At 69.5% G+C, this 22,496-nt stretch carries 18 protein-coding genes; 7 read left to right on the forward strand and 11 right to left on the reverse strand.

The annotated features are described in order from the left end of the window. Positions 1 to 48: 48 nt before the first annotated feature. Positions 49 to 1,032 carry an ABC transporter permease gene (locus ACBJ32_RS22615; protein WP_375128369.1) on the forward strand — a complete coding sequence of 328 codons (984 nt, stop codon included), beginning with the start codon at positions 49 to 51 and terminating at the stop codon, positions 1,030 to 1,032. Continuing rightward, positions 1,029 to 1,940, forward strand: coding sequence for a carbohydrate ABC transporter permease (locus ACBJ32_RS22620; RefSeq protein WP_357886677.1), 912 nt, complete (start codon positions 1,029 to 1,031; stop codon positions 1,938 to 1,940). The genes ACBJ32_RS22615 and ACBJ32_RS22620 overlap by 4 nt, the downstream gene beginning before the upstream one ends. A 34-nt stretch (positions 1,941 to 1,974) precedes the next feature. Here the strand turns inward: ACBJ32_RS22620 and ACBJ32_RS22625 are convergent, their stop codons facing one another. Next, a complete protein-coding gene (locus ACBJ32_RS22625) occupies positions 1,975 to 2,430 on the reverse strand; it encodes a hypothetical protein (protein ID WP_375128370.1) in 456 nt (151 codons plus the stop codon). 452 nt (positions 2,431 to 2,882) lie between these two features. Between ACBJ32_RS22625 and ACBJ32_RS22630 the strand changes: the two genes are divergently transcribed. Continuing rightward, entirely contained in the window at positions 2,883 to 3,293 is a 411-nt protein-coding gene (locus ACBJ32_RS22630) for a hypothetical protein (protein ID WP_375128371.1), read from the forward strand. A gap of 260 nt (positions 3,294 to 3,553) precedes the next feature. Here ACBJ32_RS22630 and ACBJ32_RS22635 read toward each other — a convergent pair whose 3' ends face one another. The 8 genes from ACBJ32_RS22635 to ACBJ32_RS22670 form a co-directional block, all read right to left on the reverse strand. Further along, the gene (locus tag ACBJ32_RS22635) at positions 3,554 to 6,226 is read right to left on the reverse strand and encodes a cellulose binding domain-containing protein (protein ID WP_375128373.1); all 2,673 of its coding nucleotides are present in this window, start codon (positions 6,224 to 6,226) and stop codon (positions 3,554 to 3,556) included. Between the two features lie 291 nt (positions 6,227 to 6,517). Further along, positions 6,518 to 7,036, reverse strand: coding sequence for a hypothetical protein (locus ACBJ32_RS22640; RefSeq protein ID WP_375128374.1), 519 nt, complete (start codon positions 7,034 to 7,036; stop codon positions 6,518 to 6,520). 66 nt (positions 7,037 to 7,102) lie between these two features. Next, on the reverse strand, positions 7,103 to 7,861 hold the full coding sequence (locus ACBJ32_RS22645; RefSeq protein WP_375128375.1) for a hypothetical protein: 759 nt from the start codon (positions 7,859 to 7,861) through the stop codon (positions 7,103 to 7,105). Between the two features lie 58 nt (positions 7,862 to 7,919). Continuing rightward, complete coding sequence (locus ACBJ32_RS22650) at positions 7,920 to 10,802, reverse strand: glycoside hydrolase family 3 C-terminal domain-containing protein (RefSeq protein ID WP_375128376.1); 2,883 nt, start codon at positions 10,800 to 10,802, stop codon at positions 7,920 to 7,922. 15 nt (positions 10,803 to 10,817) lie between these two features. After that, entirely contained in the window at positions 10,818 to 11,639 is an 822-nt protein-coding gene (locus ACBJ32_RS22655; protein WP_357886698.1) for a carbohydrate ABC transporter permease, read from the reverse strand. Then, the gene (locus ACBJ32_RS22660) at positions 11,636 to 12,508 is read right to left on the reverse strand and encodes a sugar ABC transporter permease (protein ID WP_357886701.1); all 873 of its coding nucleotides are present in this window, start codon (positions 12,506 to 12,508) and stop codon (positions 11,636 to 11,638) included. Before ACBJ32_RS22660 ends, ACBJ32_RS22655 begins: the two co-directional genes overlap by 4 nt. Then, entirely contained in the window at positions 12,509 to 13,816 is a 1,308-nt protein-coding gene (locus tag ACBJ32_RS22665) for an ABC transporter substrate-binding protein (protein WP_375128377.1), read from the reverse strand. A gap of 17 nt (positions 13,817 to 13,833) precedes the next feature. Beyond that, positions 13,834 to 16,119 (reverse strand): TIM-barrel domain-containing protein, encoded by a 2,286-nt coding sequence (locus ACBJ32_RS22670; protein WP_375128378.1) that lies wholly within the window; start codon positions 16,117 to 16,119, stop codon positions 13,834 to 13,836. 133 nt (positions 16,120 to 16,252) lie between these two features. Here ACBJ32_RS22670 and ACBJ32_RS22675 point away from each other — a divergent pair, with 133 nt between their 5' ends. After that, complete coding sequence (locus ACBJ32_RS22675) at positions 16,253 to 16,852, forward strand: TIGR03086 family metal-binding protein (protein ID WP_375128379.1); 600 nt, start codon at positions 16,253 to 16,255, stop codon at positions 16,850 to 16,852. Positions 16,853 to 16,877: 25 nt separating this feature from the next. Here ACBJ32_RS22675 and ACBJ32_RS22680 read toward each other — a convergent pair whose 3' ends face one another. Then, positions 16,878 to 18,266 (reverse strand): NAD(P)H-quinone dehydrogenase, encoded by a 1,389-nt coding sequence (locus tag ACBJ32_RS22680; protein ID WP_357886713.1) that lies wholly within the window; start codon positions 18,264 to 18,266, stop codon positions 16,878 to 16,880. 72 nt (positions 18,267 to 18,338) lie between these two features. On the opposite strand from ACBJ32_RS22680, the gene ACBJ32_RS22685 reads away from it, so the two are divergent. Next, the gene (locus ACBJ32_RS22685) at positions 18,339 to 18,791 is read left to right on the forward strand and encodes a gamma-glutamylcyclotransferase (RefSeq protein WP_375128380.1); all 453 of its coding nucleotides are present in this window, start codon (positions 18,339 to 18,341) and stop codon (positions 18,789 to 18,791) included. Here ACBJ32_RS22685 and ACBJ32_RS22690 read toward each other — a convergent pair. Beyond that, positions 18,788 to 20,092 (reverse strand): MFS transporter, encoded by a 1,305-nt coding sequence (locus ACBJ32_RS22690; protein ID WP_375128381.1) that lies wholly within the window; start codon positions 20,090 to 20,092, stop codon positions 18,788 to 18,790. The genes ACBJ32_RS22685 and ACBJ32_RS22690 overlap by 4 nt on opposite strands. Before the next feature lie 95 nt (positions 20,093 to 20,187). Here ACBJ32_RS22690 and ACBJ32_RS22695 point away from each other — a divergent pair, with 95 nt between their 5' ends. Next, positions 20,188 to 21,183, forward strand: a complete 996-nt coding sequence (locus tag ACBJ32_RS22695; RefSeq protein ID WP_357886722.1) for an Lrp/AsnC family transcriptional regulator — start codon at positions 20,188 to 20,190, stop codon at positions 21,181 to 21,183. Continuing rightward, positions 21,180 to 22,496 (forward strand): M20/M25/M40 family metallo-hydrolase, encoded by a 1,317-nt coding sequence (locus ACBJ32_RS22700; protein WP_375128382.1) that lies wholly within the window; start codon positions 21,180 to 21,182, stop codon positions 22,494 to 22,496. The genes ACBJ32_RS22695 and ACBJ32_RS22700 overlap by 4 nt, the downstream gene beginning before the upstream one ends.

Below are 22,496 nucleotides of genomic sequence, written 5' to 3' on the forward strand. Positions count from 1 at the left end.
ATGGGCCACGGCGCAGGGCTTGCGACGCAGCGCGAAGAAGGGCATGCCGTGGGCGTCGTGACCACCCGGCGCTCCCCCGGACGCACCACACCCCCCTCGACCAGTACCAAGCCCCACGACCTGACCTGGCGGGCCAAGCTCCGCCGGGACTGGCCGCTGCTGGTGATGAACCTGCCGATGTTGCTGGTCGTCGTGGCCTTCTGGTGGGTCCCGGCGCTCGGCAACGTGATCGCCTTCCAGGACTACAACCCGTACACCGACGGCATCCTCGGCAGCCCGATCATCGGCTTCACCAACTTCGCGCTGCTCTTCCAGGACCCGCAGTTCATCCGCGCCATCACCAACACCCTGTCGATCACCGCCTTCCAGCTCGTCTTCTACTTCCCCGTGCCGATCATGCTGGCGCTGCTGCTGAACAGCATCGTCTCGGCCAAGCTGAGGGCGTTCGTGCAGGGCGTGGTCTACATGCCGTTCTTCTTCTCCTGGGTGCTGGTCATCGCCATCTTCCAGCAGATGTTCGGCGGCGCGGGCCTGCTGGCGCAGACCCTGCGGCAGAACGGCTACGAGGGCGTCGACCTGATGACGAACTCCGACACGTTCATCCTGCTGCTCACCTCCCAGACCATCTGGAAGGACGCCGGCTGGGGCGCCATCATCTTCCTGGCCGCCCTCAGCACCATCGACCCCAACCTGTACGAGGCCGCCGCCGTGGACGGCGCCCGCAGGTGGCGGCGCATGTGGCACATCACGCTGCCCGGCCTGCGCCCCGTGATCGTCCTGCTGCTGATCCTGCGCCTGGGCGACGCCCTGAACGTCGGCTTCGAACAGTTCATGCTGCAACGCAGCGCCGTCGGCAGCGAGGCGTCCGAGGTGTTCGACACGTTCGTGTACTGGTCGGGCATCCGCACCGGGGACCTCGGGTACGGGGCGGCGGCCGGGCTGTTCAAGGGCGTCGTGGGGCTGCTGCTCATCATCGCGGCCAACCGGGTGGCGCACGCGTTCGGCGAACGAGGGGTGTATTCGAGATCATGACCACGCTGACATCGCGGAAGCCCTCCCGGCTGGCACCGTGGGAGGAACGCCCTTCACCGGTCGGCCAGCTCGGCAAGGGCGCCCTGATCACCCTGATCCTCGTCGCCGTGCTGGGACCGCTCTACACGATCGTGCTGACCAGCCTCAGCTCCTCGGCCACCGTCACCCGCGCGGGCGGGCTCGTGCTGGTGCCCGACGGGATCACGTTCGAGGCGTACCGGCAGATCTTCTCCGACACCGTCGTCAGCCGGGCCGTGCTCGTCAGCACCGGCGTCACCGTCGTCGGCACGCTGATCAGCGCAGGGGTGAGCATCCTCGGGGCGTACTCGCTGTCGCGGCCCGGCTCGTTCCTGCACCGGCCGCTGCTGTTCAGCGTGTTGCTGATGTTCGTGTTCTTCCCCGGCATCATCCCCGTGTACCTGATGGTGAGCGGGCTGGGGCTGAAGGACAGCTACTGGTCGCTGATCCTGCCGACGGCCGTGTCGGCGTTCAACGTGGTGGTGCTGCGCTCGTTCTTCATGAACATCCCGCAGGAGATCCTGGACAGCGCCCGGATCGACGGGGCCGGTGAGTTCCGCATCCTGTTCCGCATCGTGCTGCCCATGTCGAAGGCGGTCACGGCCGTGGTGGCGATGTTCTACGCGGTGGGGTACTGGAACGCGTGGTTCAACGCGATGCTGTACATGGACGACACCCGGAAATGGCCCCTGGCGCTGATCCTGCGCCAGTACGTGGTGGACTCCAACCCCTTGCCGGCGGCCACGGCCGGCGTCACGGGAGACGCCCCGCCCACCCTGGCGATCAAAATGGCCATCGTGGTGATCGCCGTCATCCCCGCCCTCATCATGTACCCGCTGGTCCAACGCCACTTCACCAAGGGCGTCATTGTGGGTGCCATCAAGGGCTGAGAGTCGCGCCCGAACCGGGACGGCGATTCCCCTGTCATGACCGCAGCAGCTCGTAGGCCACGTACGCGGTGATCCCGTACGCCAGATGCGGGACGGCGTCCGAGATCCAGGCCGAGGGCGGCCACTCGCGCGGGTTCGTGGTGCCGAGTGCGGTCAGCGGAGCGTTCGAGCCGGTCATGGCGAGAGCCGTCAGCGCCGACACCCCCACCGGCCACGGCAGGCGCCGGCCCGGCGGCGCGAGCAGGCTGTAGCAGAGGGCCGCGCCCGCGCCCGTGGCGTAGCCGAGGAGCGAGCCGAGGGCCTCCTTGCGGTTCTCGGCCTGCTCGCCGGCGCCGAGGCTGACGTCCGCCAGGTCGGTCAGCTTCTCCACGGCCTGCTGCGGGGTGCTGCTGGCGCCACGGGCCCGGATCGCCATGTCGAGATAGGTGGCGATATTGAGCGCGCTGGTGCCTGCCGCTCCCGCGATCAGGCTTTTGACGACTGTGTGCATGTGGGGCTGCTACCCGCGCGGCCGCTACGCAGGCCCAGGTCCGCAGGAACTGCGGCCGCTTCGGGAGAACACGATGCGGTACCCCCAGGTACCCAACGTGCCGTCGCGTACCTCGTTCCAGGCCGGGCCGGTGGTCCGGGTGAGGTCGCGCATGGCGCGCGTGATGTCCGGTACGGCGGAGCCGACGGGTACGGGGCCTCTCCGGCCGTCCGGCACGGGAGCAGCGGCCATCCCGTGCCGCTCCGGTGATGGGGCATGGGGAGCACGCTGGGGCGGAGGCCAATGGCGGTCGTTGAGGGGGCCATCAGGATGCGGATGGCGCCGCCGGGGAGGCGGTCTCGTGTCAGTGGCCGCGTCAGGGCGGCGACGGTCCCGCATCAGAGCGGCCGGCGAGAGTGAACGCCATGAACCGAACGGTTCAGCGATCACCAGCCGCGAAGGAGCACACCACCATGTCCGTCACCCTCGCCCTCACCGACCAGGACCAGCTCACCCTCCGGATCGCCGCCTGGGGCGCCGTCTTCCTGATGTCGGCCGCCGGCGCCGCCGGCTCGGCCCACAAGGCCGGCACCGAGGGCTCCATCGCCCTGACCTCCGCGACCGGCCTGGTCGGGCACGTGCTCGCCAAGGCGCCGAAGGGCGTGAGGTACGGCAGGACCGTGGCCGAACTCGCCGACCAGGTGCTGCCCGCCCTGACCGCGTCCATGAACCTGCTCAGGCAGCAGGACCCGGCCGAGGTGGAGAACTTCCGCCGCACCGTCGTCGTCGCCGTCGAAGCCGCCACCCGGTCACAGAAGGGTGAGCCCAGCCCCGCCATGGCCGAGATGGCCCGGAAGATCACCGAGGCTCTCGATGTCGCCTGATGGGAGGCCGGCCTGCGCAGCCAGGTATTTTCCGGAGGTCCCCGCCGGGCCGCATGACGATCTGGCGGCCCGGGGGCGGGCCGCTCGGGGGACAGGAGCACAGGTCACGTCGCCAGCCGCAGCGACAGGCGCAGCAGGCGGGCGAGCTGGCCGGCGGGTTGTGCCAATCCACCGACCGAGCGAATATCCACCGGAAGCGATCAGTCGGGCGAGGCGAGGCGCCGCGCCCCTCGTCCGCATCTGCGAGCGGCGCCGAGCCCTCAAGCCGGGGTGCAGGTGAGGGTGCCGGGTGCGGTGTTGGTGCCGGTGTAGCTGCCGTTGAAGCCGAACGACGTCGTGGCGCCGGCCGCCAGGTTGCCGTTGTAGCCGGCGTTCGCGGCCGTCACGTTCGCGCCCGACTGCGTCTGGGCGGCGCTCCAGATCGTGGTGATCTTCTGGTCACCGGGCCAGGTCCAGGTCACCTTCCAGCCGGTGATGGCGGACGTGCCGGTGTTCTGGACGGAGACCTCGGCCTGGAAGCCGCCCGGCCAGGAGTTGCCCGGCTTGTAGGTGGCCGTGCAGCCGGTCCCGGTGGTCGGGGTCACGGTGGGCGTCACGGTGGGCGTGACGGTCGGGGTCACGGTCGGGGTCACGGTGGGGGTGACGGTGACGGGCGGGCCGGTGCGGTCGCCGTAGATGATGCCGCGGCCGTTCGTGCCCAGGTAGACGCGGCCGTACACCCGCGGGTCCCCCGTCAGCGCCTCGCCCATGTTCCCCCACTGGTGCTTGTCGTCGTTGATGCGCACCCAGCCGGACCCGCCGTCGTCGGATCGGTAGAGGCCGGTGGTGCCGTCCACGGTGGCGACAGCGTAGATCGCCAGGTACGTCGCGCCGGGCGCCGCCTTGCCGAAGCCGACGTTCACGGAGTTCGTCACCCCGGACACCTTGGTGAACGAGGCGCCGCTGTTCGTCGAGTGCCACAGGCCGCCCTCGCCGGCCAGCCACAGGTCGCCCTCGATCCCGGGCACGGCCTTGAACTTGGTGGCGGTCGCGGGCAGGCCCGTGGCGGCGGTGGCGGTGAAGGTGGCGCCGCCGTTGGTGCTGACGTAGAGGCGGCCGCCGCTGAGGCCGTAGAACTTCATCGGGTTGACCCGGTCCGACTCCACGGTGGCGCCGGTGGGCAGGCCGGAGGCGGTCTGCCAGGAGTTGCCGTACCCGACGGAGTAGACGGGCGTGACGCCCTTGGGCGCCCAGACGAAGCGGGAGCCGTCGGCCGCCGCCGCGACCGTGCCGCCCTCGTTGACGCCGCCGGGCTCGGTGCCCTGGAACCAGTTCGCGCCGCCGTCGGTGGAGAAGGCCACGTGGCTGTCGTTCGGGCGGTCGGCGTCGGTGAAGTTGCCGGCCCTGACCATGATCGAGGGCGACTTCTCGGCGTAGTCGAGGCTGGTGGTGGAGGTGAAGTTGGGCTGGGTGAACATCATGGACGGTACGGCGTCCAGGCTCGTATGGCGGAAGCCGGCGATGTCGCCGAGGCCGCTGACCAGGGGCGCGCCGCTGGGCGGGCTGATCAGGTCGAGCACGGCCGTCTCCTCCAGGCCCTTGGCCATGGGCTTGATGGTGAACTGGCCGCCGGAGTCCCACAGGCCCAGGTCCTCGGTGCCGTAGATGGTGGCGCCGGTGCCGTACATCATCCGGTCGGAGTCGAACGGGTCGATCTCCAGCGACTCGGTCATCCAGCCGAGCTTGGGTGTGACCTCGGGCGGCTGCGGGTTGGTGCCGAAGGTCAGCCACGGGTTCGCGGAGACGTCCATCTTGTAGCGGAACGAGCGGTTGGGGTAGGAGGTCCAGTCCCACACGCGGGTCCACGTCGCGCCGGAGTCGGTGGAGCGGAAGAAGATGACGTCCGGCCACCAGGAGATCTGCGTGGCCACCATGATCGTGGCCGGGTCCTGGCGGTCGATGGTCAGGCCGCTGTAGCCGAAGTAGTCGTCGGCGCTGGAGGACGGGATGGGGCTGATCTGGGTCCAGGTGCCGGTGGCGGTGGCGTAGCGCCACACGTCGCCCTTGGCCCCGTCGTATGGCCCGCCGGTGTCGCTGGTGGCGAGGTAGAGGTAGCCGTTGACGGTGTCCAGCACGCCCTTGTGCGCGATGTAGCCGGTGGGCTGCCCGGCCAGCCGGGACCAGGTCGCGCCGCCGTCGGTGGTCCGGTAGACGGTGTTCTCCTTGTCGGCGACGCCGACGTAGATGGTCCTGGTGGCGCTGCCGGCGGTGGACGAGCGCTTGTCGTAGGTCACCCAGACCACGCCGGGCCGGTGGCTGAGGTAGCCGTTGGGGTCGCTGGGGTCCTGGGCGTAGTTTCCGGCGTTGGGGAAGCTCGTCACCTTCGACCAGGTGGCGCCGTAGTCGGTGCTGCGCCACAGGCCGTTGCCGTTGGGCGCGCCGAAGTAGAGGACGCGGTTGTCGTTCGGGTCCACCGACAGGGCCTCGCCCATGCCGCGGCCCGGCATGTTGCCGCCCAGTTTGAACGGCAGCGCCGTGACCTGCCAGGTGTCGCCCTTGTCGATCGAGCGCAGGATGGCGCCGTTGTTCGGGTCCCAGGAGTTGGTGTACATGCCGACGGCGGCGTACACGCGGTTGGTCTGGACGGGGTCGGTGGCCATGCTGATCACACCGTTGTAGCCCCATTTGTCCCAGCCGACCCAGTCGAGGAGCGGGGTCCAGGACCTGGTGGACTGGTTCCACCGGTACGCGCCGCCGATGTCGGTGCGGGCGTAGATGAGGTTGCGCTCGGTCGGGTTGAAGATGATCCCGGGCACGAAGCCGCCGCCGTCGATGCGCACGTTCTTGTACGCGTACGGATCCGAGGCGACCGCCGAGACCGGCGACATCCGCACCACGGCCGCCACGAGCAGGACGGCGGCGGTCGTGAGCATGACGAATAATCTTCTTCGCATGCGCGGCTCTTCCTTTCCAGGCACGCCAAGAGGCGCCCCAAAGGCGTCAGATGACCGCCATGCACGAGCAGAGTGCACCGACCCTGACCGTCGCCGCGCCTTCGCGCATGAGCTTTCACACAGAAGGCTCACACACGGGCGCAACACAGGTCAATAGTTTGGACATACAACCAATTAATGCACTCGGACAGGCTTTTCCCGGGTGCCGGTGGACGAGAAGGCCGAGTGGATCGCGGCGCCGCACCGCATCGGCGAGCCGATGGCGTCGCGGGCGCCGCGCCCTTCCTGGCCTCACCGGCCGCTTGCCCGATCGCCGGCCACACGCCGGTCATCGACGGCCGGACGGTTCGCCGAGCGCGTGAACAGCCCCGCGCCCCAGAGCGCGATCCCGATGTAGAGGACCTGCTCGGGGATCCGCTGCCACAGCGGCGACCCGACGTCCTCCAGGGCGAGCTGGGCCGCGTTCACGTTCGCCGGCAGCAACGCCACGAACAGCAGCGCCAGGCAGATCCCCGCGGCCTTGCGGGTCCGCTCCAGCACCAGCCCCACGGCCCCGGCCAGCTCCAGCACCCCGCTCAGGTACACCATGACGCCCGGGAACGGCACGAAGGACGGCACCATGGCCACCATGTCGTCGTAGTTCGGCATGAACGTCACGTCGCCCGGGACGAAGTGGGCGCTCGCGGTCATGACCAGCATGACCGCGAGCCCGTGGGCCGCGCTCACCCGCCACGTGTCGAAGCGGCGCACGCCGAGCAGCCCGAGCAGCCGGAACGCCACGGTGGCGACCAGCAGGACGATCACGGTCACGAGAACCTCCGTTGGATAGCGGCATTACCTAGCTAACGTCTAGATAACACCGCTATCCAATCGGCGTCAAGTGGTCTCGCCCTTCGGCGGCGCCGAGATGCCCACCTTCGAGCCCCAAGCCGTGTAGGTGGTCTCGGTGCTGAACAGGCCATCGCCGACCTCGATCCCCGGTCCTACATGGCTGGCGGCGGGATGGGAGGTGACGAGCTTGCGCGGCAGGTAGTCGGGGCCGAGCGTGAGCTTGTACCGCACCACAGTCCTGGCGCCCTGGTTCGGCGTGGACGACGCCCTGAACCACGGCGACACCTTCCACAGCGCGGCGGGGGTGAGCGTCCCCGAGTACGTACGACCCTTCTTCACGCCCTTGAGCAGGACCTTCAGAGTGGCGGGCTCGGCCGGGTTCACGAGCTGGGAGTAGGTGCCGACGTGGCCGCCGGTCATGCCCAGGAAGTCCTTCTCGTACTTCTTGCCCTCGGGCACCTCACCGACCGGGTGCGTGGTCCAGCTCTTGCCGTTGACCCAGATCGTGCGCCCGCCCTTGAGACCCCGCATGTAGTCGAAGATGGCCCCGCCGTACTGCTTGTACTCGGCGGTGATGTCGGACGCGACGACGCCCTTCCCGCCGAACTGCCACTTCCCGGTGCGCCACAAGAACGTGATCTTGTCGCCGTTCTGGAGCAACGACGTGACGTCGCGGAACTTCACCCCCTTGCCGGCCTTCAGCTTGGCCTGTAACGCCTTGACCGGATCCGCCGGTGCGGCGGCCCCGGCGGGGGTGGCGGCCATGAACACGATCATGGCCGCCACGGCGGCACCTGCGATCATCCGCTTCACGAGATCCCTTTCAGCACGGAGTGGATCGCAGGATTCTGCCGAACCTTGATCACGACCTGGTGAACGCGAAGTCCTTGATCCGCAGGTCACCCGTGAACACCAGGTACACGCTCCCGGTTCCCGCCTTCACCGCGGCGTTCACCGTCCCGTACTGGTAGATCCCGCCGGTGGCGGGCACCTGCACGGTGGCGAGCAGCGGGCCGGTCGGCGAGCCGCGCCGCACCTCGAACGAGCCACCGCCCACCGAAGCCGCCGCGGCCGTGAGGCGCGAGCCCCAGATGGCGCCGGTGAAGGAGACCCAGTCGCCCGCCGAGCCCTCGACGACCTCGCCGCTCACCTTGCTCTCGTCGGCGAAGGCGACGCCCGAGTAGTCGTCGAAGTCCATCGCCCGGGTCGCCCTGGCCAGGTCGCGCACGGGGACGGTCTCGCCGGACACGCGCAGCGTCGTGGACTGGCGGATCCGGTCGGAGGCGGAGCCGACGAGGATGTCGTGGGTGGCGTTCTCGACGGTCCACTTGTTCCTGGTGTGGTCCCAGACGGCCAGGTCCGACTTCTTCAGGGGGAAGGTGACGGTACGCGACTGGCCCGGGTTCAGCGAGACCCGCTGGAAGCCGCGCAACTGCTTGACCGGCTGCTCGAAGCGGGAGTCGCGCTGGTGGGTGTAGAGCTGGACGACCTCGTCGCCCCTCGCCTTGCCGGTGTTGGTGACCTTCACGCTGACGCGGTCGCCCTGCACGCGAAGGCCCTGGTAGGCGAAGGTGGTGTAGCTCAGGCCGTGACCGAAGGCGTAGAGCGGCTTGTCGTTCCCGTACAGGTACGTCATCCCGGTCTTGGTCAGGTCGTAGTCCAGGAGGCTCGGCAGCTCGTCGGTCGCCGGCCAGGTCTGGGTGAGCCGGCCGGCCGGGTTGACGTCGCCGAAGAGCACGTCGGCGATGGCGTGCCCGGTCTCCGCGCCCGCGTGCGTGGTCCACAGCAGCGTCGGCGCGTCCACGATGACGGGGTAGCTGGTCTCCAGCACGACGACCGTGCGCGGGTTGGCCTTGCGCACGGCCTCGATCAGCCGCCGCTGGCCCTCGCCGAGCTGCAGGTTGTCGCGGTCGTGGAACTCGCGCCCGGCCACGAACGGGTGGCTGCCCACCACCACGACCGCCACCTCGGCCTCGGCGGCCTGCGCGGCTGCCGCGGCGACGCCGTCGGAGACGACCTCCTTGGCGAACTTCGCCGCCTGCGCCTTGGGCACCAGGCCGAGCGTGCCCTCGGCGGTGATCCCGACGTACGCGTCGGGCAGGGCGAACCAGCTCTCGACGGTCTCGAACCCGGCGTAGCGGATGAGGTGGCTGCCGTCGGGCTGCTTCTCCAGCGCGAACTGCTGGGAGACGTACCAGCCGTCGGGCTCGGCGTCGTCGGTGTCGAGCGAGCGCCAGTCGCCGCCGAGCAGCCTGCCGTTGCCCGCGTTGCGCAGCGTGGACACGCCGCCGGTCCAGTCGGTGAGGTCCCACTGCGAGGCCGCGGTGGGCGCGGTGTCGGTGAGCGCGGCGTTGTCGTCCGGGCCTGTGCCGGTGGCGGTGACGTACTTGCCGGAGTCGAGGTGCTTGAGCGCGATGCGCTCCAGCCCCTCGCCGGTGGTGACGTCGGAGACCCGCTCCTTGATCCCGTCCAGCGGCGTCACCTGGTACGGGAGCTGCCCCGAGTACCAGTCACGGTAGAGCTTGGCCGACAGCGGGCCGACCACGGCCGCGGACTTCGGCCGGGCCAGCGGCAGCACGCCGGAGTTCTTCAGCAGCACCGCCGCCTTCCCGGCGGTCTCGCGGTTGAGCTGCTTGTGCGCCGCGCTGTTGATCACATCGGCGGTGATCCGCTTGTACGGCCCGCCGTCCGGGTCGAAGTGCCCCAGCCGCGTACGGATCGACAACACGCTGCGCACCGACTTGTCCACGTCCGGCACCGTGAGTCGGCCCTGGTCGAGGGCGGCCTTGAGGTTCGTGACCATCACGCTGATGTCGCTGTTGTCAATCGTGAAGCTGTCGAGCCCGGCCTTGAGCACCGCGGCGAACGCCTCGGGCTTGTTGTCGTAGTACTTCTCCAGGTCGGTCAGCGCGTGCGGCCCCCAGGCGTCGCTGGGGTTGTAGAGCGTCTTGTCGGTCCACGACCGCACCACGTCGTCCAGGTCGGGGTTGACGTGGTTGGGCCGCCCGTTGACGAGGTTGTACGAGGCCATCACGCCGGTCGCGGCGTCGGCCGAGATCGCGGCCTTGAACGCCGGCTCGTAGTACTCGTGCTTCAGCTTGGGCGTCAGGTTGGAGGAGGTCAGGCTGCGGTTGGTCTCGTTGTTGTAGGCCAGGTAGTGCTTCAGCACGGGCGCGGTCTTCAGGTAGAAGGGGTCGTCACCCTGCAGGCCCTTGCCGTACGCGGTCGAGATGGCCCCGGTCAGCAGCGGGTCCTCGGAGTAGCCCTCCTCGTTGCGGCCCGCCCGCGGGTCGCGCAGCAGGTCCACCACGGGCGCCCACACCTGAAGGCCCCACAGCACGGGGTCCGCGGCGTTGTAGCCGCGGGTCTCGTCACCCACGGCGGAGCCGACCTTCTTGACCAACTCCGGGTCCCAGGTGCTGGCCAGCCCGACCGCCTGCGGGAACACGGTTCCGCTGGCGAACTTCTGGTTCCAGTTGTCGTTGAGGTGGTTGGACCAGGCGACGCCGTGCAGCGCCTCGGTGCCGTTCTTGTGGTAGGCGATGCCCAGGCGCGGGATCGCGGGCTGCGACTGGTGCAGCAGGCTCAGCTTCTCGTCCAGCGTGAGCCGGCCGAGCAGGTCGCTCACCCGCTGCTCCAGCGGCAGGGCCGGGTTCTGGAACGGGTACGCCTCGGCGTGCGCGGGGGGCGCGGCGAGCAGGGAGGCAGTGAGGGTTAAAGCCGCTAATAGGGGGATTTTTCGCATCGAAAGGGTTCTCCATCACTTGATGGCGCCGACCGTCACACCTCGGGTCAGCGTGCGCTGGAAGATCAGGAAGAAGGCGATCGCCGGCACGACGCCGAGCAGGGCCGAGGCGCTGGACATGGTGGCGTCCATGTACTTCTCGCCCTGCAGCACGCCGAGCGCGACGGGCACCGTCTGCGTGTCGTTCGAGATCAGGAAGATCAGCGGAAGGAAGAACTCGTTCCAGGTCCAGATGAAGAAGAAGATCAGCAGCACGTTGATCGTGGGCCGGCTGATCGGCACCACGATCCGCCAGAGCGAGCGCAGCCGCCCCGCGCCGTCGATCGCCGCCGCCTCCAGGATCTCCTTCGGGAACTGGCCCAGCACCGCGCTCAGCAGGTACGTGCCGAACGCCGCCTGGATCGCGGTCATCACGATGATCACCGCGAGCTGGGTGTCGTACAGATCGACGGCCTTGGCCAGGTAGTACAGCGGATAGGCCAGGGCCTCCTGCGGCAGCGTGTTGGCCACCAGGAACAGCGCGAGGATCCACAGCCGCCCCTTCACCCGGCCGATTCCCAGCGCGTACGCGTTGAGCACCGACAGCACGACCGCCAGCACCGACACGGACGCGCTGATGACGAAGCTGTTCCAGAGCTTCGTGCCGAACTCCACCCGGTTCCAGAAGTCGACGATCCCCTGCAGGTAGAGCCCGTCGGGCAGGCTCAGCGGCCCCTGCGAGCTGTACTCGGCCGGCGACTTGACCGCGTTCATCGCCACGACCAGGAACGGGAAGATCATCACGACGGCCAGCACGACCAGCGCGAACAGCACCGCCCAGCGTCCCGGGCCCCTCATGACTCACGCTCCTGGACGCGCAGGAACAGGAACGTCACCACGATGATGATCAGCGCCAGCACCGTGGCGATCGCGGAGCCGTACCCGACGTTGCTCTTCTGGAAGAAGTTCAGGTACGAGAAGTACGACGGCACCATCGTCGCGTTCCCGGGCCCTCCGCGGGTCAGCACGAAGATCGGCCCGAACACCTTCAGCGCGGCGATCGTGCACGTCAGCAGCACCACGAAGATCTCCGGCCGGATCTGCGGGATCGTGATGTGCCAGAACTTGCGCCACCACGAGGCCCCGTCGATCTCGGCGGCCTCGTAGTAGGACGGGTCCACCCGCTGCAGCCCGGCCATGAAGATCACGACCGGGTAGCCGAGCTGGAACCAGACCATGACGCCCATGACGGTGGCCAGCGCCAGGTCGGGGTCGCCGAGCCAGTCGAGGTCCAGCCCGAAGATCTGGTTGACCGCCCCGTACGACGGGTGCAGCATCCACCCCCACACCACGCCGGCCACCGCCACCGGCAGCACCTGCGGCAGGTAGTACATCGCGCGCAGCGCCGAGGCCGTGCGCGGGCCGAAGCGCTTGCCGATGTAGTCGAACAGCGCGGCCGCCAGCACGAGGCCGATCATGGTCGGCACGACGGCCATGGCCACGATCAGCCCCACGTTGTGCTGGAACGACTCCCAGAACCGCTCGTCCGCCAGCAGCCTGGTGTAGTTGTCGAACCCGATCCACCTCGGCGTGCCCACCCCCGACCAGCGGGTGAAGCTGGCGCCCACGTTCATCAGGAACGGCACGACGATGACGGCGAGGAACAGCAGCAGGCTGGGGATCAGGTAGAGCCAGTATCCCCGTCTGCTGCTCGTGCGAACTCTCATCTAGTTACCAAGGTCGGCGAGGTTGTCCTCGTACGGCTTGGCGAGCTCGTCCAGCACCTGGGCGGAGGTCTTGCTGCCGTTGATGAGCTCCTGGACCCCTGCCACGAGCACGTCGTAGTAGCCGGGCGCGGGCCAGTCGGGGTAGAAGGCCAGGCCGTCGGCGGCGGTCAGCTTGTTGAAGGTCTCGATCAGCTCCTTGCTCCTGGCGTCGGTGATCGCGGCCGGGTCGGCGGCCACGGGGACGCCGCCGGAGTTGCCGAGCAGGTTCTGGATCTCCTTGCTCATCGTGATGTCGATGAAGTCGTAGGCCAGGTCCTTGTTCTCCGACTTCTCGGGCACCACCCAGAGGTTGCCGCTCGATCCGGGCGACATCGTGGCGCCGGGGAACAGGAAGTGGCCCCACTCGAAGTCCTTGATCTCGGAGGCGAAGCGGCCGAACCACCAGCTTCCGCTGATCACGACGGGGAACTTGCCGTTCATGAACGCCACGCCCATGTCCTCGGCCTTGAGCCCGGCCGAGTTCTTGGCGATGTACCCCTTCTTCACCCAGTCGGCGAACGTGTCGGCGCCGTAGGTGAACTCGGGGCCGCGGAAGTCGACCTTGCCCTTGTAGGACTGGAACGCCTCCAGCCACGGCTTCTGCGCCTTGGTCAGCGCGAGCTGGTAGAAGATCTGCTGCGCCGGGTACTCGGCGCCGGCGTTGGCGATGGGCGTCACGCCGGCCTTGACGAACGTGTCCAGCGCGGCGGTGAACTCCTCGAACGTGGCCGGCACGGCGACCTTGTGCTTGTCGAAGAGATCCTTGTTGTAGTAGACCATCACGAACTCGCCGTAGTTCGGCACGCCGAACCACTTGCCGGAGCCCATCACGCCGCGGTCGTCGTACTTGGCAGTGGTCTGCAGGCCGCCGGGCAGCAGCTTGTCCCAGCCCCGCTTCGCGGCCTCCTCGCTCAGGTCGGTGAGCAGGCCCTGCTTGGACAGCAGCCCGGCCGTGGCGTTGCCCTTGTTGTACTCCATGATGTCGGGCGCCTCGTCGGAGTTCAGCACCATGCTGGCCGTCTTCTGGATCTGTTCGAAGCCCTTCTCCTCGAACTTGACGGTCACGTTCGGGTGCGACGCCTCGAACTTCTTGATCGCCTCGGCCCACGCCTTGCCCATGGCGCTGTCGGCGGTCTCGTAGTGCCACAGTTTCAGCACGCGCGGCTCGGTGCCTGCTGGGCTGGGAGTCCCCGAGTCTCCTCCCGAGCCGCAGGCCGACAGGGCGAGCGCGGCGGCGGCCAGCACCGCGGCGCCTCTCAATCTGACCATGATCCCTCCAGGGGGTGTTACGAGATGACGGCCCGGACGGGAGCTCCGGCCACCGGGGCGATCTCGACCCCGGTGACGCGCTTCGGGCCGGTGACGGCGACACGCAGCTCCTCGCCGTCCCTGGTGGCGACGGCGACCGTCACACCGTCCGAGTCGTGGATTTCGGCTGTCCCGTCGCCGCCCCCGAAGGCGACGAGGGCGATCTCGGCCGGCACGTCCACCGTGTCCCGCTGCTCCTGGACGGGGATGAGCGCGCCGTGCCGGACGAAGAGGGGGATCTGGTCGAGCGGCTTGCTGACCGTGACGTAACGGGCGCCCTCCAGCACCTCGTTCGTCCAGTAATCCACCCACAGGCCGCGCGGCAGGTACACCCGGCGGGTGCCCTCCGGCGCGGTCATGGGCGCGACGAGCAGGTCGCGACCGAGCAGGTACTGCAGGTCGGCCTGCCAGGCCACCGGGTCGTCCGGGTGGTCCACGCACAGCGCCCGCATCATCGGCGCGCCGGTGCGGGCGGCCTCGACGGCGGCCGAGTAGAGGTAGGGCATCAGCCGGTAGCGCAGCTTGAGCGCCTGCACGGCCTCGGCCTCGACCTCCGGGAACTCCCACGGCTCCCGGGTCGTGGTGCCGTGCAGCCGCAGCAGCGGGGACAGCGCGCCGAACTGGCTCCAGCGCACGTACAGGTCGTCGGTGGGGCGCCCGGTGAAGCCGCCGGCGTCGTGGCTCCAGAACGGCACGCCGGACAGGCCGTGCGCGAGCCCGCCCCTGATCGTGCTGCCCATGGCGGCGTAGCTGGTGTAGGTGTCGCCGCCCCACTGGGCGCTGTGGCGCTGCCCGCCCAGGTACGACGAGCGCGCCCAGACCAGGTCGTGCCCGTTGACCTCGCGGGTGACCCCGGCGACCACGTCGTTGAACAGCAGCGTGTAGATGTTGTGCAGGTCGGCGCCGGTCATCCCGTTGCAGGCCACGGCGTCGCTCGGCACGCCCTCGGCGAAGTCGGTCTTGAAGGCGGCCACGCCCTGGCGCAGCAGCGGGCGCAGCAGGCCCTGGAACCACTCGACGGCGGCCGGGTTGGTGAAGTCCACGATCCCGCATGCGGGGAACGAGCCGTGCCAGCAGTCGGCGACGTACACCTGCCCCGCCTGATTTTTCAGGAAATATCCGGCCTCGGCGGCCTCGCGGAACGTCGGGCTGAGGTGTGAGATGTAGGGGTTCATCCACAGGCAGACCTTGAACCCCATCCCGTCCAGCTCGGCCAGCATGCCGTCCGGGTCGGGGAAGTTCGCGGCGTCCCACTTCAGCTCCGACCAGTGCCCGTCGGCCTGCCAGTAGGTGTCCAGGTGCAGCACGTCGCACGGGATGCCGCGCTCCCTGATCGTGCGCGCCCTGGCCAGCACCCGCTCCTGGCTGTCCACGCAGAACCCGGAGGAGATCCACGTCCCGAACGCCCACTTCGGCGGCAACGAGGGCCTGCAGGTCAGCAGGTCGTAACGGTCCAGGATCTCAGGCGGCGTCGGCCCGGCGATCACGTAGTAGTCGAGCACGTCGTCGGGCACCACGATCTGCACCACGCTGTGCGTGGACTGGCACACGTCGAACTCCGTGGGCGCGCCGCTGTCCACGAGCACGCCGTAGCCCCTGCTGGACAGGTAGAGCGGCACGTTCTTGTACGCCCGCTGCGACTCGGCCCCGAAGGCGTCGAAGTTCCACATGACCGGGCGCTGGCCACGCTTGTCCAGCCGGGTGAACGACTCGCCGAACCCGGAGAACGCCTCGTCGGGGGCGGCGGCGAAGCTCTCGTGATAGGCCACGGGCGTACCGGCTGAGTTGGAGCGCCCGAACGGCAGCGTACGCAGGCGTCCGCTGATGTCGATGTGGCCGCGATCCTGCTCGACCAGCGTCTCCCCCGCCGCGTCGGTGAAACGCAGATGCCAGGGGTGCAGGCTGATCTCGGCACGCAGCGGGCCGGCGTCGATCACGATCGGCGCGCCGGGCGCCGCCTCGACACGTGCCCCTGAGTACGTGCCGGGCGACACCAGCCCGATGGCCTGCTCGGAGCGCGGCCTGGCGGTCGCGTCCTGCGACAGCCGGACCCTGATGACGCCCTCGCCCGCGGCGCCCACCTGCACGACCAGCGTCTCCTCCGCCGAGGTGACCGCCTTCAGCATCACCTCGGCGCCGTCGGCCGCGACCAGCTCGGCGGAGATGAGCGCGGACAGGCCGCCCTCGCCCCGCTCACGAACCGGCAACTCGGGCGGGTCCGCGACGAAGTACTCGTGCGCGACCAGCGGCGGGCGATAGGGCATGGAAGCTCCTTCAGAACGGCTGCGCCAACTCGTGAATTAGTTTGCTGTCCATACCAACAAACGTCAACGGGTTACCCGCCCGCATGCCTACACTGTTCACCTCGGGGATCACCACGCCGGGAGGACGCCTTCGATGAGTGAGATCGCCGACCGCTACCGCAGGCGGGCCGCCGCGTTCGAGCACAAGGTCGCCGCCGTGCGGCCGGACCAGTGGTCGAACCCGTCGCCGTGCGCGAAGTGGAGCGCGCGCGACGTCGTCAGGCACATCGTCGACATGCACGAGGTGATGCTGCGCCCGCTCGGCCTCGCGCTCGGCCCGGCGCCGTCGGTGGACGACGACCCGCTCGCCGCCTTCCGCGCCGCCCGCGCGGACGTCCAGGCGATCCTCGACGATCCCGCCCGCGCCGGGCAGGAGTGCGACACCCCCGCGGGGCGCGTGACGGCGGAGCGGAACATCGACCAGGTGGTCAGCGACGACCTGCCGCTGCACGGCTGGGACCTGGCCCGCGCCACCTCCCAGGACGACACGATCGACCCCGAGGACGTCGAGCGCGGCTGGGCGGCCATGGGCGCGCTGCCGCCCGATCTGCTGGAGAAGTTCAGGACCCCGGGCGCGTTCGCACCCGGCGTGGAGGTCTTCGGCCCCGAGGTGGAGGCCGGCGAGGACGCCTCACCCCAGGACAGGCTTCTCGCCTTCATCGGGCGCGACCCCCGATGGCGGCACCAGGGCTAGCTCGGCCTCCGGACCGCGATGGCGGCTAGATCGACACCCCGGGCTGCATGAGCCGCCGCGCCGCCTCCGTGATCGATCCCGACAACGACGGATACACCGCGAACGTGTGCGCGAGCTGATCGACGGTCAGCCGCTGCTGCACCGCCACCGACACGGCCAGGATGAGCTCGGAGGCCCGCGGCGCCACCACCACGCCGCCCAGCACGATCCCGGTGTGCGGGCGGCAGAACAGCTTCACGAAGCCGTCGTTGAACCCCTGCATCTTGGCCCGCGCGTTGGTGGCCAGCGGCAGCTTGACCACGTTGGCCTCGATCTCGCCGGCCTCGATGGCCCGCTGGGCGACGCCGACGGCCGCGATCTCGGGGTCGGTGAAGATGTTGGAGGCCACCGTGGCCAGCCGCAGCGGCTGCACGGCCTCGCCCAGGGCGTGCCACACCGCGATCCGGCCCTGCATGGCCGCGACGGAGGCCAGCATCAGCACGCCCGTGCAGTCGCCTGCCGCGTACACGCCGGGCGCCGACGTGCGCGAGACCTTGTCGACCTTGACGAACCCGCCCCGGTCGAGCTGCACCCCGGCCTCCTCCAGCCCGATGCCGGAGGTGTTGGGGATCATGCCGACCGTCATCAGCGCGTGCGAGCCCTCGGCCGTACGCCCGTCCTCCAGCGTCACGACCACCCCGTCGGGCGTGCGCTTGACGGACGCGGCCCGCGAGCGGCCCATGACGTTCATCCCGCGCCGCCGGTAGACCTCCTCCAGCACCTCGGCGCCGTCGGCGTCCTCGTTGGGCATCATCCGGTCCCGGCTGGACACCAGCGTGACCTCGGCCCCGAGCGACCGGTAGGCGCCCGCGAACTCGGCCCCGGTCACCCCCGACCCGACCACGATCAGGTGCTCGGGCAGCTCCTCCAGGTCGTAGAGCTGCCGCCAGGTGAGGATGCGCTCCCCGTCGGGCTCGGCCCCCGGCAGCACCCGCGGCGTCGCCCCGGTCGCCACCAGCACCACGTCGGCCCTGATCGTCCGGTCGCCGGCCTTGACCACCTGCGGGTCCACCAGGCGCCCGCGCGCCTTGATGATCTCCACGCCCTCGGCCTCGACCCGCGTCGCGATGTCGGCCGACTGCGCCTGCGCCAGCTCCTTGACCCGCTTGTTGACCAGCGGCAGATCGACCCCGACCACTCCGGCGTCGCCGTCGGACCCGCCGGAGAACGACACGCCCAGGGAGGCCGCGTCGAGCAGCGCCTGCTTGCGCACGGAGGTCGCGATCAGCGTCTTGGACGGCACGCAGTCGGTCAGCACGCACGCGCCACCCGGGCCGTCCTGCTCGACCATCGTGACTTGCGCGCCTAGCTGAGCGGCCACCAGCGCCGCCTCGTAGCCGCCTGGTCCGCCACCGATGATCACGATCCTCGTCACGTGTCCTATTCTCCCGCATGCTCCGAGCTGCCGACGAACGGGGCAGGGCCTCAGGCGCTAGTCTTGTCTGCTGTGCCTGTATACGCCGCCTACGGCAGCAACATGGACCCTGAGCAGATGGCCATGCGTGCCCCGCACTCCCCGATCCGGGGTGTGGGATGGCTGCCGGGCTGGCGCCTGACGTTCGGCGGCCTGGATCTCGCCTGGGAAGGCGCGATCGCCACGATCGTCGAAGACCCTGACGAGCACGTGTTCGTGGTGCTCTACGACGTGCCCGAGTGGGAGGAGACCTCGCTCGACCAGTGGGAGGGCGCCGTGCGCGGCGCCTACCACAAGGTGCGGCTGCGGGTGCAGACGCTGGAGGGCGAGGTCGTGGCCTGGTTCTACGTGCTCGACGGCTACGAGGGCGGCCTGCCGTCGGCCCGCTACCTGGGCAGCCTGGCCGAGGCGGCCGAGCGGGCGGGCGCCCCCGACGAGTACGTCAAGGAGTTGCGGGAGCGCCCCTGCACCTCGTTCGGGGGTTAGCGCAGCGGCTGGTCCTTGGTCTCCTTCAGGACGAAGAGGTAGACCAGCGTCGAGACCAGCGCCAGCGCCGACATGTACCACGGGAAGAGCCCCGGGTTCTCGGCCTCCTGCAGCGCCGTGCCGATCAGCGGCGCGGTGCCGCCGAAGAGGGCCACGGTCAGCGAGTACGGGAACCCGGCCCCCGCCGCCCGCACCCGGGTCGGGAACAGCTCGGAGTTCACCGCGGCCGAGATCGAGGTGAAGCAGCCGAGGAAGACCATGCCGACGAGCTGCACGATCAGCAGGCTGGCGTAGGAGTCGGTGAGCAGGCCGAGCAGCGGCACGGGCAGGACGAGGAACCCGAGGCCGAACGTGATCAGCATCGGCTTGCGCCCCACCCGGTCCGACAGCATGCCGAGCAGCGGCTGCAGGATCATGAAGAAGACCAGCGAGATCGTGCCGATCTGCAGCGAGTCCGCCTTGTCGAAGCCCACGGTGATCTGCGCGTACGTGGGCAGGAAGCTGGTCCACGTGTAGTACGCGACGGTGCCGGCGATCGTGATGCCCACGATCGTGGCCGCCGACCTCGGATAGTGCTTGAGGAAGTCGAACAGCTTGGGCCGCTCGGCCTCGCCCCGCCGGATCTCCTCCGCCACGGCCGAGGTCTCGTCGGCGCCCTTGCGGATCCACAGGCCGACGAGGCTCAGCACGGCGCCCACGAAGAAGGGGATGCGCCAGCCCCAGGAGTTCATGTCGGCCTCGATGAGGCTGGTGGCCAGCAGCGCCGCCAGGCCCGAGGCGATGAGCTGGCCGATGGTGGTGCTGACGTACTGGAAGCTGGAGAACAGGCCGCGGCGGCCGTGCGGGGCCGACTCCACGAGGAACGTGGTGGCGGCGGCGAACTCGCCGCCCACCGACAGGCCCTGGATGAGCCTGGCCAGGGTGAGGATGATCGGCGCGAGCAGCCCGACGGCCGCGTACGTGGGGGTCAGGCCCACGAGCAGCGAGCCGGCGCCCATCAGCACGATGGTGAACGTCATGGCGTTCTTGCGGCCGTACCTGTCGGCGAAGGCGCCGACGAGCAGGCCGCCGAGGGGGCGCATGAAGAAGCCCACGGCGAAGACGGCGAACGAGCTCAGCAGCGGCACCAGGCTGTTGGCCGAGCCCTTGGGGAAGACCTGTTCGGAGAAGTAGACAGCGAGGAAGGTGTAGGCGTACCAGTCGTACCACTCGACGACGTTGCCGATGCTGGCCGCCATGAGCTGGCGGACACGGCTCTTGGGGATGCCGAGTGGTGATGGCGCGAGGGGGGAGGTCGCCACGTGGGCTCCTTTGCTGACAAGTGCGGTGATGGCCTACTGTGCATTCGGGCGACCGAAACAGTCAAATATTCCTCGAAATATTTAACTTCCCGACAATGAAACGGGTGCAGGTGGACGTTCTCGACCGGCGGCTCGTGGCCGCGCTGCAAGTCAGCCCCCGGGCCTCCTGGGGTGAGATCGGGCGCGCCGTGGGCGAGCACGAGCGCACGGTCGCCCGCCGGCTGCAGCGGCTGATCGCCGAGGGCGTCGTGCAGGTCACCGCCATCTACGACGACCTGCGCACCGGGCACGGGCGGCCGGTGCACCTGCACGTCCAGGTGCGGCCCGGGACGGCGGCGCAGGTCGCCAAGGCGCTGGCCGACCGCCCCGACACCCGCTCGGTCTACTCGCTGACCGGGGCCGCCGACATCGGCTGCGAGCTGGTCTCGCCGTCCAGGGAGGACCTGCACCGCATCCTGTCCTCGCAGATCTCCGACATCGACGGCGTGCTGCAGACGCAGACCCAGGTCGTGCTGCACACGTTCAGGACCGTCGCCGAGTGGCACGCCCCGTACCTCACCGAGCGGGAGGTGGCCGAGCTGCGGCCGGGCCCGCCGGCCGAGTGCCTGCCCGACGAGGAGGGGCTGTCACCCCTGGAGCAGGAGATCGCCGAGCTGCTCGCCGCCGACGGCCGCATCGCGTTCACCGCCGTCGCCGAGCGGCTCGACATCTCCGTGCCGACCGCGCGCAGGCGGGTCACCTCGCTGATCGAGCGGCGGCTGCTGCTGCCCAGGGCCGAGGTGGAGCCGGCGCTGCTCGGCCTGGAGGTGGAGGCCATGCTCTGGCTGAAGGTCCGCCCCCACGGGCTCGACCTGGTCGGCCAGGAACTGGCCGCGCACCCCAGCGTCCGTTACTGCGCCGCCACGACGGGCACGCATTCCCTCATCGTGCAGGTCGTGGCGGCGCACGAGGCGGCGCTCTACCGTTTCATGACCGGCGTCGTCGGCCGGTACGACGAGATCACCGACGTCGACCTCACGCTCATCACCCGCGCCTACAAGCGCGGCCACCTCCACAAGTCCGGACTGCTCACACTGGAGAGAACACCATGACCCCTGCTGAGTCCCCTGCGGAGAAGGAAGTCGCCGACCTGTGCGTGGAGCTGATCCGCGTCGACAGCAGCAACTACGGCGACGGCAGCGGCCCCGGCGAGCGGGCCGCGGCCGAGGTCGTCATGTCCAGGCTGGCCGAGGTCGGGATCGAGGCCACGTACGTCGAGAGCGAGCCGGGCCGCGGCAACGTGATCACCCGGATCGAGGGCACCGACCCGTCGCTGCCCGCCCTGCTCGTCCACGGCCACCTGGACGTCGTGCCGGCCAACGCCGCCGACTGGTCGGTCGACCCGTTCGCGGGCGAGGTGCGCGACGGCTACATCTGGGGCCGCGGCGCCGTGGACATGAAGGACATGGACGCGATGATGCTGGCCGTGCTGCGCCAGATCAAGCGCGAGGGCCGCAGGCCGCGCCGTGACCTCGTCTTCGCCTGGGTGGCCGACGAGGAGGCCGGCGGCGTGTACGGCGCCAAGTACCTCACGGCCCACCACCCCGAGCTGTTCGAGGGCGTGACCGAGGCGATCAGCGAGGTCGGCGGCTACTCGCTGGAGGTGGACCCGTCGCTGCGGCTCTACCTGATCGAGACGGCCCAGAAGGGGCTGGCCTGGATGAAGCTGATCGCCGACGGCACGGCGGGCCACGGCTCGATGCTGAACGGCGACAACGCCGTCACCGAGGTCGCCAAGGCCGTCGCCAGGATCGGCGAGCACGACTGGCCGCTCACCTACACGCCGACGGTCCGCCGCTTCCTCACCGAGGTCGCGGACGCGTTCGGGCTCCCGTTCGACGAGGAGAACCCGCAGCCGATCCTGGACAGGATCGGGCCGCTGGTGCGCTTCGTGGGCGCGACGCTGCGCCACACCACCAACCCGACCCAGCTCGGCGCCGGCTACAAGTCGAACGTCATCCCCGGCCAGGCCACGGCCGTGGTGGACGGGCGGTTCCTGCCGGGGTTCGAGGAGGAGTTCTTCAAGACCGTGGACGGGCTGCTCGGGCCGAAGGTGCGGCGCGAGTTCATCCACCACGACATCGCGCTGGAGACCTCGTTCGACGGGGCGCTGGTGGAGTCGATGATCGCGGCGCTGAAGGAGGAGGACCCGGCCGCGCGAGCGATCCCGTACTGCATGTCGGGCGGCACCGACAACAAGACGTTCTTCGCGGACCTGGGGGTGCGCGGGTTCGGGTTCGTGCCGCTGCGGCTGCCGGCCGACATGGACTTCGCGGCGATGTTCCACGGCGTGGACGAGCGGGTGCCGGTGGACGCGCTGCAGTTCGGGGTGCGGGTTCTGGACAGGCTGCTCCTAAACTACTGA

Source organism: Nonomuraea sp. GTA35 (assembly GCF_041950525.1).
GTDB lineage: Bacteria > Actinomycetota > Actinomycetes > Streptosporangiales > Streptosporangiaceae > Nonomuraea.

Bases quoted from the DNA above. Each gene is read 5' to 3' on its own strand.
- ACBJ32_RS22620 (WP_357886677.1), top strand. From the start codon at position 1,029: ATGACCACGCTGACATCGCGGAAGCCCTCCCGGCTGGCACCGTGGGAG.
- ACBJ32_RS22625 (WP_375128370.1), bottom strand. From the start codon at position 2,430: ATGCACACAGTCGTCAAAAGCCTGATCGCGGGAGCGGCAGGCACCAGC.
- ACBJ32_RS22630 (WP_375128371.1), top strand. From the start codon at position 2,883: ATGTCCGTCACCCTCGCCCTCACCGACCAGGACCAGCTCACCCTCCGG.
- ACBJ32_RS22635 (WP_375128373.1), bottom strand. From the start codon at position 6,226: ATGCGAAGAAGATTATTCGTCATGCTCACGACCGCCGCCGTCCTGCTC.
- ACBJ32_RS22645 (WP_375128375.1), bottom strand. From the start codon at position 7,861: ATGATCGCAGGTGCCGCCGTGGCGGCCATGATCGTGTTCATGGCCGCC.
- ACBJ32_RS22650 (WP_375128376.1), bottom strand. From the start codon at position 10,802: ATGCGAAAAATCCCCCTATTAGCGGCTTTAACCCTCACTGCCTCCCTG.
- ACBJ32_RS22655 (WP_357886698.1), bottom strand. From the start codon at position 11,639: ATGAGGGGCCCGGGACGCTGGGCGGTGCTGTTCGCGCTGGTCGTGCTG.
- ACBJ32_RS22660 (WP_357886701.1), bottom strand. From the start codon at position 12,508: ATGAGAGTTCGCACGAGCAGCAGACGGGGATACTGGCTCTACCTGATC.
- ACBJ32_RS22665 (WP_375128377.1), bottom strand. From the start codon at position 13,816: ATGGTCAGATTGAGAGGCGCCGCGGTGCTGGCCGCCGCCGCGCTCGCC.
- ACBJ32_RS22670 (WP_375128378.1), bottom strand. From the start codon at position 16,119: ATGCCCTATCGCCCGCCGCTGGTCGCGCACGAGTACTTCGTCGCGGAC.
- ACBJ32_RS22675 (WP_375128379.1), top strand. From the start codon at position 16,253: ATGAGTGAGATCGCCGACCGCTACCGCAGGCGGGCCGCCGCGTTCGAG.
- ACBJ32_RS22695 (WP_357886722.1), top strand. From the start codon at position 20,188: ATGAAACGGGTGCAGGTGGACGTTCTCGACCGGCGGCTCGTGGCCGCG.
- ACBJ32_RS22700 (WP_375128382.1), top strand. From the start codon at position 21,180: ATGACCCCTGCTGAGTCCCCTGCGGAGAAGGAAGTCGCCGACCTGTGC.